The organism is Tolypothrix tenuis PCC 7101 (assembly GCF_963874875.1).
In the GTDB taxonomy this organism is placed as follows: Bacteria; Cyanobacteriota; Cyanobacteriia; order Cyanobacteriales; family Nostocaceae; genus Aulosira; species Aulosira tenue.
In genome coordinates this window covers 6590253-6606713 of sequence record NZ_CAWNJS010000001.1, presented here as the reverse complement: position 1 = coordinate 6606713, position 16461 = coordinate 6590253, and the positions used below count along the sequence as shown (strand labels likewise).

The following is a 16461-nucleotide window of genomic DNA, read 5'->3' as shown; positions in this document are numbered from 1 at the left end:
AATTAGCACTTCATCCTTTATCCTGCTGTGCATCTGCTGCTTCAGGCTGGCAAGATGTTTCAAAGGCAGCAGGTTCTGATTTAGTTGGCACTGTCCTCTCAGGCGATCGCGTTGGCAGTTGTGTCCATGACATCCCACCAGGTATGGGTTTACGGGCAGGTTGTAGTCCTTGCAAAACTTCTGGCCATTGAATGCCTTCGAGGGAGACAAATTTAGACTCTCGTAATTTGTGCCACACTGAGCGAGACATAATTAAAGTATGTTCGATGCGTTTAGCTCCAATACGCTCTAAATACTCTTCTCGCTCTGGTTGATAATCGGAGGAAGCTAGTCGCAATCCTTGTTGGGGAAAATCTTGGACAATGCGCGCAAGTTGAGACAGCAACTCGGGATACAACCAAGTATAGGCAGGGTGAACCGTCAGGGTTGCTACGTGGGGGGTAATACCCTTGCGATCAAGTTGTACCTGAAAATGTCCGATCGCAGCTTTGCGTTGGGGTTCAAATACGTAGCCACTGACTACTTCTGTTTTCGTCACCCATTGTTTGATAGCATCGCTTAAGGCTCCAAACAAACTCGTTTTAAAGTCACGGGTATTGCGATCGAACACCTGACGCACCAAAGGCGGCATTGATGCTGTATCTAATTGATAAAGCAACTGAGCATCAGCATTACTTATCGGCAGTAGGTTAGGCAAATCTGGCTCTGCTTGTGCCAATTCACTCAACAATTCGGGTTCTATTTCCCAATAGGTCATTTCTGCCAAACGTTGAAATCCGTTTTGCCGATATAATGCTAAGGCTTCGAGGTCATTAACATTAACTTCCAGTATCCAAGTCCGTGCTTCGACCAGTGACTCAAAGCAATACCGTAAAAGTTGCGAACCTATTACTTGCTTATCTGTAGCACGGTCAAGCATCACCCGATCAACACGCCAAGTACTGCGGGTACGGTTAAACGGAGACACCTGAATCATTCCCAGCAGCATTCGCCCTTGCTCTGCTACGTAGGAACAAAATAGATACTGTAAAGGGTTAGGAAACCAACTTAAAAATTTCAAAAAGCCATACCAGCGTCGCAGCCATTGCATCTGGCGAGTGGCAGAATCAGCTCCCTTGGGGGTGAGAGCTGCGAATGACTCTTGATGGAGGCGTTCGATACCGTCCAAATCCCGGTATTGGACTGGTCGGACGATCACGCTGAGATTTCGAGGAAGTAGTGAAGTCATTTTAATTCGAGCCGCCATTAAGCCTTAATTAACTGCTCTTGCTGAGTAATTGCTGCAATAATAATATTAGCGGCTTTCCGCCTCTAGCTAGTGATCCAAAAGAGTGATCTTGCTGACAAAATACTGAAAATAAATAAAAAAAGCAGATTTGATGATAACACTCTTAGCATATATCAACAATATCCGCTTTATTTTTATGTAAATATTAAGTGAAATTAATTGAAAGTTTAAATAATTTACAAACCTTGCCGAGAAGCGAGCTTTTCAAAATAGGCTTGGGTTTGATGGAGTAATTGCTCTCGACTATCTTCTTGATTTGGCTTGAGAGGTGGAACCAGATTGCGAGCTTGTAAAGTCATGTGTAGCTGTAAATGGGCAACATACTCGCTAAAATCTTCATTTACTACACTTGTGCCCGTTAAGAGATTTGATTCCAATGCCACTGGTATTCTCCTTGATTAGTCTTGTGCAGTTTTTTCACATGAAAAAAAACTTATCACGTTGTTTTGGGTTACTTTTTATTTTGCAATGAAGTGTAATGTTGGGAATGGGGAATGGGGCATGGGGCATTGGGCATTGGGCATGGGGTAATTGGCATTTTTTATGTCTTCCTCATCCTCCTCATCTCCCTCATCTGTTTCACCCTCCCGCTTCCATGCCCCATTCCCATTAAGGCACAATCAAAACTGGACAAGGAGAAAGATTAATCACGCGAGTGGTGACGCTATCAGTTGCTCCTTCATCCGTTAAACCTAAGCCCCGGCAACCCATAATGATTAAATCTGCGGCAATTTCATCGGCAACATCACAGATGGTAAAAGCTGGTTTGCCTTGCCGTTCTAAAATTTCAGCTTTAATTCCTTGTTGAGAAAATAAAGTTTGGGCATTTTCTAAAAGTTTGGCAACCACATCTGGCGACACCATTGGATCGGCAACAGGTGCGTCTGTGGGTGGTTCTTCCACTACGGATAGCAGCACCAAACGACTACCATACTTCTGCACAACATTGGTAACTACGTCGGCAGCTTCTCTGGCTTCCCGACTTTGATCAATAGGAAATAGAACTGTCTTGAACATATCTCTCACCTCCGTACCCCGTACTCCGGTAAAATCTGGATGGTTCTACTTTCAAAACAATAACAAAAAGGCGATCAGGAGGGTCTGGCTGTGTCCAAAAAAACTTTAGCAAATTTATCTGCGACAGATGTATCTGGAAAACGTGCTTTAGTACGGGTGGATTTTAACGTACCTGTGGATGACCAAGGCAATATCACAGACGATACTCGGATTCGTGCCGCCCTGCCAACTATCCAAGATTTAACGCAGAAGGGAGCTAAGGTAATTCTAGCAAGCCATTTTGGTCGTCCTAAGGGTGTGGATGACAAATTGCGTTTGACTCCCGTTGCTAAACGGTTGTCGGAATTACTGGGTCAAGAAGTTATTAAAACAGACGATTGTATCGGTGATGATGTTGCCGCTAAAGTCGGTGCTTTACAAAACGGCCAAGTGCTGCTGTTAGAAAATGTCCGCTTCTATAAGGAAGAGGAAAAAAACGACCCAGAATTTGCGAAAAAGTTGGCATCCAATGCTGATTTTTATGTAAATGATGCGTTTGGTACTGCCCACCGCGCCCATGCTTCTACTGAAGGTGTAACTAAATTCCTTAGCCCTTCTGTAGCTGGCTATTTGGTTGAAAAGGAATTGCAATATCTGCAAAATGCGATTGAAAATCCCCAACGTCCTTTAGCAGCGATTATTGGTGGTTCCAAGGTTTCTAGCAAAATTGGTGTAATTGAAACACTGCTAGAGAAGTGCGATAAACTCATCATCGGTGGTGGGATGATTTTCACCTTCTACAAAGCCCGTGGTTTGAATGTTGGTAAGTCTTTGGTTGAAGAAGACAAGCTAGAATTAGCGAAATCTTTGGAAGCTAAGGCTAAAGAACGTGGTGTTACCTTCTTGTTACCCACAGATGTAGTAGTAGCAGATAAGTTTGCTCCTGATGCCAATGCTACAACTGTCAGCATCGAGAACATCCCAGCTGATGGTATGGGTTTGGATATCGGCCCAGACTCAGTCAAAGTCTTCCAAGACGCGCTTGCAGATTGCAAATCAGTAGTTTGGAACGGGCCAATGGGTGTGTTTGAATTTGATAAATTTGCTGTAGGTACAGAAGCGATCGCTCATACCCTCGCTGACATTAGCAAAACTGGCGCTACCACTATCATCGGTGGTGGTGACTCTGTAGCGGCTGTAGAGAAGGTAGGTTTAGCCGATCAAATGAGCCACATCTCAACTGGCGGTGGTGCTAGCTTGGAATTACTCGAAGGTAAAGTATTACCCGGTATTGCAGCTTTAGATGAAGCGTAATTACTAATTCGTAATTCGTAATTACGTTTAGGAATTCTTAATCATGAGTGTTTTTTGATGTCTCTGTGCTGATAAAAGCCAGGGATGAATAGCACTACTAAAGCAAACACTGCTGATCAGATACCCGACTTTTTCAAAAGTCGGGTATCTAAATCTCACTCAATTAAGTGACATTCAATTTGATGATGCGTTAGTGCTGAGAGTAAGCTCCATCAGCCCATAGAAAATAATACACTGTGGTATAGCAATGCTGTGCCACAAACAAAGATGTGATTCAAATTAAAAAAATCCTGCGATAATATTTACTATTTAAGCATCCGAAAACTGAGATATTTTCGCTTTGGAAATACTGAAATAGTAACCTGAATCAAGATATTTCTTAGAAGGGGAAGAATTGCAGCAAGACTGAGCCGAGACTGCCAATAAAGTCAAAAAAGCTAGGTTTACCAACGCTGACTTTACCATCTGGCGGTGTTTGCAGTTCTTTAATAAAAGCTTGGGATGTTTGGATTCCAGAACTATTTTGTTGAGAAGTAAACAGCTTTTCTGCAACTTGGGCATCTTGGAATGCACCTTGGCGGTCTAGGATTTGGTAACGGGCAATACCACGAGCTAAATATGCGCCTGCGTAGTCATCTTTAGCCGCGATCGCTTGGTTAAAATAATCAATGGCTTGGCGGACGTTGCCTTTTTGTCCTTCTGCTACACCCCAAGCATAAAATTCGTCTGGTGTGGCAATTTGTGCTGGTATCCCAACGGCACCTTGCAGGTAAGTGCTATTAAGGTTGACTCCGGTTAATTCTGCATTGGCTAAATAGCTATTTCGTAAATCTGCACCTGCTAGATTTGCTCCCGCCAGTCTAGCACCGCTCAGGTTTACACCAAATAAACCAGCACCACTTAAATTTGCACCTCTTAAATCCGCACCGGTTAAGTTTGCACGGCTGAGATTAGCACCGGCAAGATTAGCACCGCTTAAATTGGCTCCTGATAAGTCAGCTAATACCAAACCCGCATTTGTTAGGTCACAATTTTGACATTGTTTGCTAGCCAATAATTGTCTAATATGTTCAGAATTTGCAGCTTGGGCGCTTGTTGTGTAGCTGATTATAGTTAAGAATACTGTTGTGGCTAGAATTTGGCTTTTCATAATCGCTGCCGCCATATTAGTTACTCAATACTCAGCTGACGCTGAGAAATATTTATACTTCAGCTTATGATATGGGCAATATCAGCCATGTGCCATCTGTAGTATCATCAATTACTCAGCTACTTGGCTAACAGTGAACCCTGGATGCTCTAACTCAATACTGCTAGTAGTCTGAGTTGGGGCTGACCAACTCATTTTTGTAAATAAAACAAGACTTAACGTGAGGCCTACTGCTAATAATAATTTTTCAGACATAATCGTCACTCCCCACACCTGCCAGGCGATCGCTGAAAGCTTCAGCTTATGTATCAGTATGATTAATTTTGTACACAACCTAAGTGATAAGTGCGGATATTCCCTGTGATATATATCTCACAGTATGGTGATTGCGATCGCAGTTTTCGGGATTGGGGATTGGGGATTGGGGATTGGGAAAGAATTCTTTAATTCTTGTAGAGACGCGATTCATCGCGTCTGTTTGCATAAATAAACCTGCTTACACCCAGAAATCAAGGTGAAGCAGGCTTAGTTGGTGTTCCATGAGTTCCGCCGGATCGGGCTGACGGAATTGAAATATATATAGATGATGAGTTGGATAGGAGGATTAGGATTTGGTTAAGAGAAAACAGATAAAACCCTTACCCTTCCCCCTTACCCAATGAAGTTTAACCCACCTGTGGCGGCGATAACTCCAGCGATCGCACTTGCAACTAAGGAAGTGAAGGCTGTACTAAATAGCCACCAAGCTGCACTGGCGACGGTTTTTTTGGTTTCTTCAACTTGCTTTTTAGCTTGGTGCTGAATGGCTTTGATGCGTTTTTGGGTTTCTTCTTGAATGCGTTCGGCTTGATGTAAGACGCGATCGCGTGCGGTTTCGATTTGGTCGATAATACGGTTAGCGTCTTCCCCAGAAATATCGGAACGCGAACTAATCAACGCTACTAAGGTATCGCGATCAAAATGGCTGAGGCGATCGCGTAAGGCTTCAAATCCAGCTTGCGGATCGTCGAAGACTTTAGCAAAGTCTTGTTGAATGCTTTCATAGTTGAGTTCGGGACGATCCAAGGAGTTGAGATAGTTGCGGATTCTGCCAAAAACACCATCAATAACTGATTGTACTTTTTGCTGAATCTGCTGATATTGCTTCCCTAGAGATTCGCTAATCGACAAGATTTGATCGACAATCCGTTTGGCTTCTTCTTCCGAGATATCTTCTCGTTGAGATAGCAACGCGACAATTGTCGAACGGTCGAATCTAGATAGGCGTTCGGCTAAATTTCCAATACCCAATCTTGGATCTTGCAAGAGTAATTGTAAATCGCGCTTGATACTATCGGGGTTGAGTTCTTCTTTGTTTGTGTGACGCAGGTAATTTTCCAGAGTCTTTTCAAAATCTATTACCCGTTGGCTGGTGCGGTTGACTAAGCGTCGAGGTGCTTTGACTATACTATTAATCGCTTCTTGGAATTGGTCGATAGTGCGATTAACTTGTTCTTCGCTTAAGCCTTCCCGTTGGCTGAGGAGTTGTACCAGGGTATCACGGTCAAAGTGCGAAAGGCGATCGCGTAAAGCTACAGCACCTTGTTGTGGATCGGAAAGTAAGGTTTCTAAATCTTTTCTAATACCTTCGGGGTTGAGTTCTTCCAAATTGGTATTGCGGAGATATTCTGCAATCTTGGTACTAGTTTGTTCGTATTGTTCTTTGGCTTTATCTGCAACTGCTTGGGGTGCTTGTAAGATATTATCTCTGACACCTTCTAACTGATCGATAATTTGATTAACTTGGTCTTCGCTCAAATCTTGACGTTGAGAAAGTAGTTGCACAAATGTATCACGGTCAAATTGCGAGAGGCGTTCTTTTAAAGCTGCAAATCCCGCTTGTGGGTCTTCGATTAAAGTTCTAAAATCGCGCTTGATACCATCAGGATTCAGTTCATCCTTGTTAGTATTCCGCAGATAATCTTCTACTCGTTGACGCAATTCCGCAGTTTTTGCTTGTGCTTGTTCTTGCAATTCTCTCGCACTATTCAAGATAGAATCGCGACTGCTTTCCAGTTGACCAATAATATTATTGATTTGCTCATCGTCAATATCTTGACGTTGCTGGAGCAATTGTACAAAGGTATCGCGGTCAAATTGCGAGAAGCGATCGCTCAACTCTGCAAAACCAACTTGTGGATCTTGGAGTATCTCTGTGAAATTACGCTCAATATTTTCTGGTTTGAGTTCTTCTTTCCCTGTTGAACGCAGATAATTTTCCAACTGACTACGCACATCTTGCCATTTATCTCGGGTGCTTGATTGTTGCACAGTTGCTAAAACTTCTTGGCGAATGCTTTCTAACTGCTGAGAAATTTCTTTGATTCTAGCTTCGCTTAGATCATCTCGCCGGCTTAACAAGCTGGTAATATAGTTTTCATTGATTTCTTCCAACTCTCGGCGTGTGGTTGCTGGATCGGCTTGTGGATCGTAGATGAGTTCTTGGAATTCATCTTTGATTGTCAGGCGATTAAAATGCCAAGGGAAAGAATTGGAAATGTAATCTTCTACATCCGCTTTAATATTGTTGCGGTTGGATGTAGGCAATTTCTCAGTTATTTGTTCGGTAGTTTTCTCGGTAAAACTTTGCAGTTCGTGGGTAATTTTCTCAACGTCGATATCTTGAACTTTGTCTTTCAGTTTTTGTAACTGATTGGTAATTTTGCCGATATCTACATTAGAGAAATCTACTCGATCCAGCACTGCGGGGATAGCAGCACCTACGCCATATTGAGCCGCTTGCTTCAATACACCATTGCTACCATTGCCATTACCGCTACCATTTACGCCAACTGTCACTAATTCCTGAAGTCGTTCACCTAATTTTTCGGAATTTAATTCTTCAGGTGTAGCCGATTTCAGCAAATTAATTACTTGTTCTGTGGGGTTTTTCCGCGATGATGCTTGCGTCCAAGCAGCTTGCAATTGGTCAGCAATTTTATTGATATCGCCAGCAGATAAGTTAGTGCGACTGCTAATTAAATCCACAAATGTTTGCCGATTGACATTGCGTAGCACATCACTATTAGCAATGCTACCAAAATCAACATCGCTGAGGATTTTATCAAATTGCGAGCGAATATCTTTTAAATCTAGGTTTGGTATTTGCAGAGAACTTAAGGAACTTTGCAATGTATTCCTAATACTATCAGGGTCAAAACCTGAAGTTAATTCTCGCCGCACCGCCGCAGTGATTTCCTCAGCAGTGGAAACCATTTGTCTTTGTGCCATATTTGCACCGATACCAGCACTTGCTGTACCCGTTAGGGTTTGCAAACCAGTAGTCAAGGTAGAGGCGAGAGAACCAATTAAAGAACCGATTGCTGATGAGCCAAACCAAACTACCAATGAGAAAAAGGTAGACCAAATAACTACACCAATGATGGCTCCGAAAAGGGCACTTTGAATTAAACTTAGTTTTACTGCTAGAAAACAAGCAATAAATAAGGCGGTACTAGCAGAAATTAATGCCCACAAACCTACTTTCGCTTCTACTTTGCGAATTGAATGTCCCAAACTACCTGAGCTATCGTCATCATCTGCATCATTATCCCAAGATGAAATACCAACAGCTAAAGAAAAATTTGTGAGCAATAATTGAAAGGCTAAAGCCATTAAAGTACCAGCCAAAAAAGCCACTAAAAATTTAGGGCTGGAAAAGACAAGTGACACTCTTTCTGGACTGATAACTTCTGGTATGCTATCTGTGCTTGTGATGCCTAAAGGTAGCCAACCCCATCTCAACATAGTTTCAAAACTTTGAAACATAGTATTTTCTCTCTTACGTTCGATGGTTCAATGCCATTTCTCTAAAACATCGATTCATTTATTAATAATTAACGCTTTTGTCAGGTAGGCAATTGTGTTCTATTTCTTTGCCAACTTACTTTATAGATAATGCCTAACCTGCGGTTTACCAAATATTAAATCGCTGTTAGAGGAAATGGCTTAGTTATCAGTGTAAATAGTAGAGATGCGGGCATACACTTTCCTAAGTAATATATCTATGGGTCAAAAGTGGTATCTCACATTGAATAAGTATATATAACATTAAAATTTCATGCCGAATGAATAGCATTAAAAGCAAATTTTTATGTGAATTTTTGTTTCATTTATATAAAAATAAAATTATTAAAATTTATCTAAGAAAACACTAAGGTGTCATGTTGAAGCAGCAATAAAAATAAATTGCCCTAGCAAAATATGCGGCAATGTACATAAAATTAAATGCGAAAATCCTTGCCTAGAAAGCAATATATCAGAGATAAATTTCGCTTATAAAAAATCTATATCCAATGATAGAGGAATAATTTCTCCCAAATGATTGATGAAAAGCAATTTTAAAAAAGCCTAAATAGTCTTAGCTGAAGCTTAATAATTTTGTTGTTTAAGTAATTTTCTTATTGGGAGAAAACAATGGCTGTAGTTAGACGAGCTATAGGTGTATTTCATAATCGTCATGATACTGAACAAGCACTGCGGGAATTAAGCAATTCTGGCATAGCAATGGATAGAGTTTCTGTCATCGCCAGAGAAGGCGATCGCCACGGTGATATTGCGGGAACTCCAGTTACAGAAAAAGTCGGCGATAAATCTGATGAAGGTGCAACAATCGGTGCAGTTTCCGGTGGTGCATTAGGTGGTCTAACTGGCTTGTTGGTAGGTCTTGGTAGCCTAGCCATCCCTGGAATTGGCCCCATTATGCTGGCTGGTGCAGCCGCCACAGCTTTAGCCACAACCGTTGCAGGTGGTGCAATTGGTGCAGCCGCAGGTAGCTTACTTGGAGGATTAATTGGCTTAGGAATTCCCGAAGAACGCGCCAGAATGTATAACGAACGCGTAGAACGTGGCGGCTATCTAGTAATTTTTGATGGTACAGAAGCAGAAATTGCTAGAGTCGAACCCATTCTCCGACGCTGGAATATTGACGAGTTCAATGTTTTTGATCGCCCCACTAGCGAAAATGTAGCTAGCGATCGCGTTGCACCTGTTGCGCCTGTAGGTGCTGTTGGTACTCATAGAGATGTTCGCACCAACAAACGGGCGATTGGTGTATTTGCTCATCGCCGCGATGCAGAAGCTGCACTTACAGAATTGCGTGATGCAGGCTTCCCCATGAGCCGAGTCTCGATCATTGCTAAACACAACGAAGGCGATCGCATTGCGGGTGTGAACACTGGTGTAAATACTGGTGTAGATAGAAATGTGGGCACTGGTAATAAAGCCGATGAAGGTGCCAAAGCAGGTGCAGCTACAGGTGCAGCCTTAGGTGGATTAGGTGGTCTATTAGTTGGTTTGGGTGCATTAGCCATTCCCGGAGTCGGCCCCGTAATTGCAGGTGGTGCAGCAGCCACAGCCTTAGCTACAGCAGTCACAGGCGGCGCAATTGGTGCAGCTGCAGGTGGAATTACAGGTGGCTTAGTTGGCTTAGGAATTCCTGAAAACCGGGCGCGAGTTTATAGCGATCGCTTCAACAGAGGCGACTATCTCGTGATCGTTGATGGTACAGAATCCGAAATCCATCAAGCTGAAAATATTCTCCGCCGTCGTGGTATTGAAGATTGGGCAGTATACGATGCTACCGATTTAGACAGAGTGCATCACCACCACGACAACCACGACAGACCAGTTGGGGATGTTCGCGCCAACAGACGGGCGGTTGGTGTATTTGCTCATCGCCGCGATGCAGAAGCCGCACTCACAGAACTGCGCGATGCGGGTTTCCCCATGAGCCGAGTCTCGATCATTGCTAAACACAACGAAGGCGATCGCATTGCGGGTGTGAACACTGGTGTAAATACTGCTGTAGACAGAAATGTGGGCACTGGTAATAAAGCCGATGAAGGTGCTAAAGCAGGTGCCGCTACAGGTGCAGCCTTAGGTGGATTGGGTGGTCTATTAGTTGGTTTGGGTGCATTAGCCATTCCTGGAGTCGGCCCCGTAATTGCAGGTGGTGCAGCAGCCACAGCCTTAGCTACAACAGTCACAGGTGGGGCGATTGGTGCAGCCGCAGGTGGAATTACAGGTGGCTTGGTTGGCTTAGGAATTCCCGAAAATCGGGCGCGAGTTTATAGCGATCGCTTCAACAAAGGTGACTATATAGTCATGGTTGATGGTACAGAATCGGAAATCCATCAAGCTGAAAATATTCTCCGCCGTCGTGGTATCGAAGATTGGGCAGTATACGATGCTACCGATTTAGACAGAGCACATCACCACCACGATAGAACAGTTGTTGACCATACACACCCCAATTATGTAAGCGATGTTGCTACAGACGAGCCTGCTGTAGTCATCATCGATCGCCGCGACGAAACCATATAATCGCGCCTCTGCATGAAAGGGAAAAGGGTTAAAGGAATACCATTCTCCCCTTCACCTTTTCCCTTTCCCCCTGCCTCTTCTCTCCCACACACATCAGCACAATTAACCCTTTTTATACCAAGAGTAAACAAATGAAAAAGCTAACACCGTTCTTAATTGGCAGTCTTCTCATGTTTGGTGCTGTTGCTTGTGATAATGGTGCTAAAACAAGTGAATCTGCTCCCGCTAATCCTAACGAAGCTGTACAAGCACCTAGCGCCAAAGCCACAGAAGCAGCTCAACAAGATGCTCAAAGCGAAACTCGTCGCAGACAATTAAACTCTGATATTCGCGCCCGTGAACAACGCAATAACACCACTGGTGGCGATGCACAAAGAGCTGAAGGCGACTTAGCCAGTGAAGTTCGCTCTAAATTAGAGGCTAACATCCCCAATGGTGCTTTAACAGTTGAAGCAGCAAAAGATGGTACTGTGACTGTTGGCGGAACTGTTAACAATCAGCAACAGTTAGCTAAGATTGAACCTTTGTCAAAAGAAATTAAAGGTGTCACAAAAGTAGTAGTTAAAGCCGCAGTTGCTCCACCTAAGCAACAATAAATTATCCATCGGCAGCTGGATTCATAAATCGCCCAAATGAATTTAACTAGTTTGTAGTTAGCACTTTAGTACTTAAATCTTGCACAACTGAAGTTATGACTACAAACTAATTCACTTTCCTAAACAGGGTGCAATGCACATAACCCCAAAATCTAAATTACAGGTCTAATAGTCTATAATCAAAGGAAAATTTTCCTTGATTATAGACTTTTGAATAAAAACTGAGATAATTTTCATAGAATAAGTACTATTATTATTAGTGAAGCTCCATCACCTATAAAAACTGTTGTGTTACCGAACATATAAAACTTATGGAAACCCAAGAACAGCCAATTGAAGTAGCCAATTCTAACTCAGCAGAAGGGGCAATAGCTCTGACAGGGGCAGACAATCAAAACTTACCAAAGCTACCACCTGCTAAAAATTCTAATTCAGAATTGCAGGAAATTTTGAGCAATGTTTCTGATTTTTTGGCAAATTTGCCAGAATATTTAGGCAGCTTTTATCAGCAATACCAGCAGCCTTTGGTGACCATCATTTTAATTTTGTCAGCGATTGTCACACTCAAAGTAGTATTAGCAATCCTGTCTGCACTAAATAGTATTCCTTTAATAGCACCAACTTTTGAGTTGATTGGAATTGGTTATACAGGCTGGTTAACCTTCCGTTATCTACTCAAAGCCAACACTCGACAAGAATTAGTTGGGGAAATTAACCAGTTTAAAGCACAGATTTTGGGTAAATAAGTACCGCCAACCCTATTACTGAGTGCTGAGGAGCCACTGCGGTGTGGGGGTTCACCCCGTTGTAGCAAGTGGCGTTGCTGTATACGCTTCTGCGGGTACTCTTTCTCCGCAGGAGTACCCTACGGTAGGGTCACCGCATTGTGCTACTTTGGGTAACGCACCACCGCATGGATGGTGCGTTAAGTTTCAGTAATTATATTTTTACTTTATAAATAACCATGTAGTAGCGTGTCTAGACTAAAATAGGGCATTGCTCAAACTCTTGTGGGATGGGCATCTTGCCCGTCCTGGGGGCACAAGATGTCAACCCCACAAGAAAATTATATTGCCACATTTTAGTCTTGTCAGTCCAGGAGGATGCGTTAGCGATCGCGTAACGCATCTCTGGTCTAAATTTTCGTGTGTTACTGAAATTTTTTCAAAAATCACATCTAATTTCTATATATTATTTATTATTTTTATTAGTCCAGTAGGGTGCGTTAGCAGCGAGAGTATGGCACCTCTGGCAATGCTTTTCTTGCGTTACTGATGCATTGCAAATAGTTTTTCAATTTATCTAATATCAATTCAAATAATGTTTGCGATACATCAATAGATTCTAGAGGGCAAGGCAATGCCTTGCCCCTACAATCTGTCGCATTCTTTTTTCAAATTGGTGTAACCTTTCTCAAAGGCTGTGAAATGCAGGAAAAAGTCTAAAATTAGCAATCAAGATATATCTTTTGATAGAGTAAATACTTACTCATGCAAATTAATTCCCTTCTCAAGATAGTATCTTTATCTTTTTTCAAACCGTAATCTAATCAAAGAAGTAATGAACAAAATGTTTTAACGAGGACATAAATTATGAGTAATAAAGATTTTAATAGAGCAATAGACTCTTCGGATCGCGTTGAATCTGATGTATATGATAGAGGTATTGTCCCAGCAGAAACAGCGGCTCGTAAAGAAAGAGAAGGAGACTTATACAAAACGCTCCCCACAGAAGAAAGAGAAGCCAGCGCTCCTACTGACGACCAAACTGAGGGCGATAGTATTCGTACCACCGATGGCTACACTGTAGATAAAGAAGGTTTATTAAACAACTATGCAGTTGAGCCAGAAATGTATTATGAAGTTCCTGGTGATGCACGTCAAGAAGTCGAACAAGATATTGCCAACCGTTCAGAAGAACTAATAGAAGCGAATGAAGATAAGGAAGGTCAATTAACAGATAAGGATGATGTTCGTGGTAAAGGGCCAGGGATTGTCTAGCCTTGTTGCTGTCAAATTTCTCTAAGTTTTATAGGGGTACTGTAAGTTAAATGATGAGGGTTTTTCCTCATCATTATTTTTATGTTAAGTCAAAGCTTTTATTATTAATAATCTCATCCATTGGCATTCAATACTTGTCTGTCGTTTAAGGGAAAAAAGGGGAATGGGAAAAGGGAAAAAAACCTTTAACCCTTAACCTTTAACCTTTTCCCCACAACCAATTTTGAGTTCAAAACCCTTAACCGAGTAGCATTGCATTGGCATTATTCAAACACTACTGAAAACATGAATCAACTGCTAAACTTTTTATTCGCTTCTAGTGCATTACCAGCAAAAGGTTTAATTAAACCTCTTGGTCATCATGAGTTGCTATTAGTGTTGCTGGAATTAGCTTTACTACTGCTAGTGGCTAGAGGTTTGGGCGAATTTATGCGTCGGATTAAGTTACCACCAGTGGTAGGTGAATTACTCGCTGGGGTACTATTAGGCCCATCAGTATTTGGTTGGATTCTGCCAAATTTACAGCATCATATTTTTCCTAAAAGTCAGGCGCAGTCTGATTTGCTTTCAGTTGTGTCTTGGTTAGGTGTGCTGTTCTTACTAATTGTCACAGGATTAGAAACAGACCTTAACTTAATAGTTCGCAAAGGCAAAACAGCATTACTAATTTCCTTGGGGGGGATTATCATTCCCTTTGCAACTGGATTGGGATTAGGTTGGTTTCTCCCAGAAAGCTTTTTAGCAAATCCTGAGCAAAGGTTAATCTTTAGTTTGTTTATTGCTACGGCGATGAGTATTTCCGCAGTACCAGTAATAGCCAAGGTATTAATGGACTTAAAGCTAATTCGCCGGGATATTGGTCAGGTGACTTTAGCTGCGGGGATGACTGATGATACCTTAGGCTGGATTTTGCTTTCGGTAGTTTCTGGTTTAGCAACCAGTGGAAAGTTTGATTTTCCGACGGTATTTAGGTCAATTGGTGGTGCAGTACTGTTTTTGGCAATTGCTTTTACTATAGGGCGATCGCTCATGGCTTGGGCGCTTCGCTGGGTAGATGATTATATTGGTGGCGCTACAGCTAGTTTGTCCGCTTTATTAGTGTTGGCGTTAAGTGCAGCGGCTTTTACTCACACCTTAGGAATTGAAGCTGCATTAGGAGCATTTGTCACCGGAATTTTAGCAGGACAATCACCCCGTTTTAGTCGTGAGGCGGGTTTAACTCTGGAATTAATCACGGCTGGATTTCTAGCACCGATTTTCTTTGCTACAGCCGGATTAAAGGTTGATTTAGTACAACTATTGGTTCCGCAAACCTTTGTAGTGGGTTTAGTGGTGTTAGCGATCGCCTGTTTTGGCAAATTCACTGGTGCTTATATTGGTTCGCGTGTTGGTGGATTAAGCCACTGGGAAGCGATCGCAATGGGATCGGGAATGAATGCGAGAGGCGCGATGGAGATTATCGTCGCCACCATTGGGGTTTCCTTGGGTGTACTGAATCCCCAGATGTATTCTATTATCGTGATGGTGGCGATCGTTACCTCATTGATGGCTCCGCCTTTGCTACGCTGGTCACTTTCTAAAGTCTCCATCGGTGAAGAAGAAGCCCAACGCTTAGAGCAAGAAGAACTCGCTAGTCGCAGCTTTATCAAGCGCATTCGTCGCGTATTAGTACCCACTCAAGGCGGGCCGAATGTCAGGTTAGCGGCTCAGTTAGTCAATCATTTAGCACATCAAAATTCTTTGGAAGTGACAGCTTTATATGCTAAAAGCGATCAACAGCCTCTACGTAAATCAGTAAAAGCTGTCGCAACTGCTGTTAAAGATAATACAGCAGAAAATGCTATTGCTATCGTAGCTAATGAAATGAATCTCCCCACTGGTTCACTAATCCAGACCAAAGTTGAATCTGGACAAAACAAAGCGGATGTGATTTTAAAAGAAGCCAATAAAGGCTATGACTTGATTGTTTTAGGCGCAACTGGAAATCAACGTTCTCGCGGTTCTGTATTCAACTTGTTAGTTGATCGAGTAGTGCAAGAATCTCCTTGCGCCACAATGGTGGTGAAGTCAAATTTATCTACAAATGAGCCAACTGGTTATCACAAACTCGCTCATATTTTAGTACCCACTAGCGGTAATGAATACAGCCTACACGCCGTAGAAGTTGCGAGTACAATTGCTGCTCAAACCGGAGCAACTGTAACTTTAGTCAATGTCGTCAACCGAACTCAGCGCGAATATGTTTTATTTGAGGAGCAGACAATTGATTCTATTACAGACATTGCTAAACAAATTGTGCAGCAGCAAGCTGAAGTAGGGCGAGGATTCGGTGCTGAGGTAAAAACAGCAATTTTGACTGGTATTCCAGAGTTTGAAATTCTCAAATATGCTCATACTAAGCAAGTAGATTTAATTGTTTTAGGTAGCAGTATTCAAACAATCACAGGTCGAGTATTTTTTGGTCATCGTGTTGATGCTATTCTCAATAAAGCACGGTGTCCGGTAGCTGTAATTACTGTGCGTAGTAACTAAGGAATTTGTAACTTAAAAAATATACTATCGCTTTTTTGGCAGGGGAGCAGGGAGCAGGGGAGAAAGAAAATATTCTCTCTTGTAAATTTGATAATACTAATTTGAAAAAAGAATGCGACAGATTGTAGGGGCAAGGCACTGCCCACCTGTGTCAACTTAAGCTAAAAGCTATATACGGCGCGTGTTGTAAAAATACCTCGCGCCCTCATCCCCTAACCCCTT

General features: G+C 42.3%; 13 protein-coding genes. 6 read left to right on the top strand and 7 right to left on the bottom strand.

Features of this window, described 5'->3' with window-relative positions; translation table 11 throughout:
• Positions 1 to 10: 10 nt before the first annotated feature.
• From AACU25_RS26075 to AACU25_RS26065, 3 genes are all read right to left on the bottom strand, one after another.
• A complete protein-coding gene (locus AACU25_RS26075) occupies positions 11 to 1246 on the bottom strand; it encodes a GNAT family N-acetyltransferase (protein WP_096580635.1) in 1236 nt (411 codons plus the stop codon).
• Positions 1247 to 1464: 218 nt separating this feature from the next.
• Positions 1465 to 1665: a hypothetical protein gene (locus tag AACU25_RS26070; RefSeq protein WP_045868913.1), complete on the bottom strand. Its 201-nt coding sequence runs from the start codon at positions 1663 to 1665 to the stop codon at positions 1465 to 1467.
• A gap of 232 nt (positions 1666 to 1897) precedes the next feature.
• On the bottom strand, positions 1898 to 2305 hold the full coding sequence (locus AACU25_RS26065; RefSeq protein WP_096580633.1) for a universal stress protein: 408 nt from the start codon (positions 2303 to 2305) through the stop codon (positions 1898 to 1900).
• Between the two features lie 90 nt (positions 2306 to 2395).
• On the opposite strand from AACU25_RS26065, the gene AACU25_RS26060 reads away from it, so the two are divergent.
• Positions 2396 to 3598, top strand: coding sequence for a phosphoglycerate kinase (locus AACU25_RS26060; protein ID WP_096580631.1), 1203 nt, complete (start codon positions 2396 to 2398; stop codon positions 3596 to 3598).
• Positions 3599 to 3977: 379 nt separating this feature from the next.
• Here AACU25_RS26060 and AACU25_RS26055 read toward each other — a convergent pair whose 3' ends face one another.
• From AACU25_RS26055 to AACU25_RS26040, 4 genes are all read right to left on the bottom strand, one after another.
• Positions 3978 to 4748 carry a pentapeptide repeat-containing protein gene (locus AACU25_RS26055; RefSeq protein WP_096584075.1) on the bottom strand — a complete coding sequence of 257 codons (771 nt, stop codon included), beginning with the start codon at positions 4746 to 4748 and terminating at the stop codon, positions 3978 to 3980.
• A gap of 111 nt (positions 4749 to 4859) precedes the next feature.
• The gene (locus AACU25_RS26050) at positions 4860 to 5003 is read right to left on the bottom strand and encodes a hypothetical protein (RefSeq protein WP_155539005.1); all 144 of its coding nucleotides are present in this window, start codon (positions 5001 to 5003) and stop codon (positions 4860 to 4862) included.
• A 79-nt stretch (positions 5004 to 5082) separates the two neighbouring features.
• Positions 5083 to 5232 (bottom strand): hypothetical protein, encoded by a 150-nt coding sequence (locus AACU25_RS26045; protein ID WP_190445778.1) that lies wholly within the window; start codon positions 5230 to 5232, stop codon positions 5083 to 5085.
• Between the two features lie 167 nt (positions 5233 to 5399).
• A complete protein-coding gene (locus AACU25_RS26040; protein WP_096580629.1) occupies positions 5400 to 8555 on the bottom strand; it encodes a coiled-coil domain-containing protein in 3156 nt (1051 codons plus the stop codon).
• Positions 8556 to 9203: 648 nt separating this feature from the next.
• On the opposite strand from AACU25_RS26040, the gene AACU25_RS26035 reads away from it, so the two are divergent.
• The 5 genes from AACU25_RS26035 (at position 9204) to AACU25_RS26015 (ending at position 16239) form a co-directional block, all read left to right on the top strand.
• A complete protein-coding gene (locus AACU25_RS26035) occupies positions 9204 to 11111 on the top strand; it encodes a hypothetical protein (RefSeq protein ID WP_096580627.1) in 1908 nt (635 codons plus the stop codon).
• A 131-nt stretch (positions 11112 to 11242) separates the two neighbouring features.
• Positions 11243 to 11707: a BON domain-containing protein gene (locus AACU25_RS26030; RefSeq protein ID WP_096580625.1), complete on the top strand. Its 465-nt coding sequence runs from the start codon at positions 11243 to 11245 to the stop codon at positions 11705 to 11707.
• A 311-nt stretch (positions 11708 to 12018) separates the two neighbouring features.
• Positions 12019 to 12453, top strand: a complete 435-nt coding sequence (locus AACU25_RS26025) for a CAAD domain-containing protein (RefSeq protein WP_096580623.1) — start codon at positions 12019 to 12021, stop codon at positions 12451 to 12453.
• Between the two features lie 846 nt (positions 12454 to 13299).
• Positions 13300 to 13707, top strand: coding sequence for a hypothetical protein (locus AACU25_RS26020; protein WP_045868403.1), 408 nt, complete (start codon positions 13300 to 13302; stop codon positions 13705 to 13707).
• A 285-nt stretch (positions 13708 to 13992) separates the two neighbouring features.
• Positions 13993 to 16239, top strand: a complete 2247-nt coding sequence (locus tag AACU25_RS26015) for a cation:proton antiporter domain-containing protein (protein ID WP_096580621.1) — start codon at positions 13993 to 13995, stop codon at positions 16237 to 16239.
• Positions 16240 to 16461 lie beyond the last annotated feature (222 nt).

Excerpts from the sequence above, each read along its gene's own strand:
- AACU25_RS26045 (WP_190445778.1), bottom strand. The coding sequence starts at position 5,232 with ATGCAAACAGACGCGATGAATCGCGTCTCTACAAGAATTAAAGAATTC.
- AACU25_RS26020 (WP_045868403.1), top strand. The coding sequence starts at position 13,300 with ATGAGTAATAAAGATTTTAATAGAGCAATAGACTCTTCGGATCGCGTT.
- AACU25_RS26065 (WP_096580633.1), bottom strand. The coding sequence starts at position 2,305 with ATGTTCAAGACAGTTCTATTTCCTATTGATCAAAGTCGGGAAGCCAGA.
- AACU25_RS26040 (WP_096580629.1), bottom strand. The coding sequence starts at position 8,555 with ATGTTTCAAAGTTTTGAAACTATGTTGAGATGGGGTTGGCTACCTTTA.
- AACU25_RS26030 (WP_096580625.1), top strand. The coding sequence starts at position 11,243 with ATGAAAAAGCTAACACCGTTCTTAATTGGCAGTCTTCTCATGTTTGGT.
- AACU25_RS26075 (WP_096580635.1), bottom strand. The coding sequence starts at position 1,246 with ATGGCGGCTCGAATTAAAATGACTTCACTACTTCCTCGAAATCTCAGC.
- AACU25_RS26055 (WP_096584075.1), bottom strand. The coding sequence starts at position 4,748 with ATGAAAAGCCAAATTCTAGCCACAACAGTATTCTTAACTATAATCAGC.
- AACU25_RS26015 (WP_096580621.1), top strand. The coding sequence starts at position 13,993 with ATGAATCAACTGCTAAACTTTTTATTCGCTTCTAGTGCATTACCAGCA.
- AACU25_RS26025 (WP_096580623.1), top strand. The coding sequence starts at position 12,019 with ATGGAAACCCAAGAACAGCCAATTGAAGTAGCCAATTCTAACTCAGCA.
- AACU25_RS26050 (WP_155539005.1), bottom strand. The coding sequence starts at position 5,003 with ATGTCTGAAAAATTATTATTAGCAGTAGGCCTCACGTTAAGTCTTGTT.
- AACU25_RS26035 (WP_096580627.1), top strand. The coding sequence starts at position 9,204 with ATGGCTGTAGTTAGACGAGCTATAGGTGTATTTCATAATCGTCATGAT.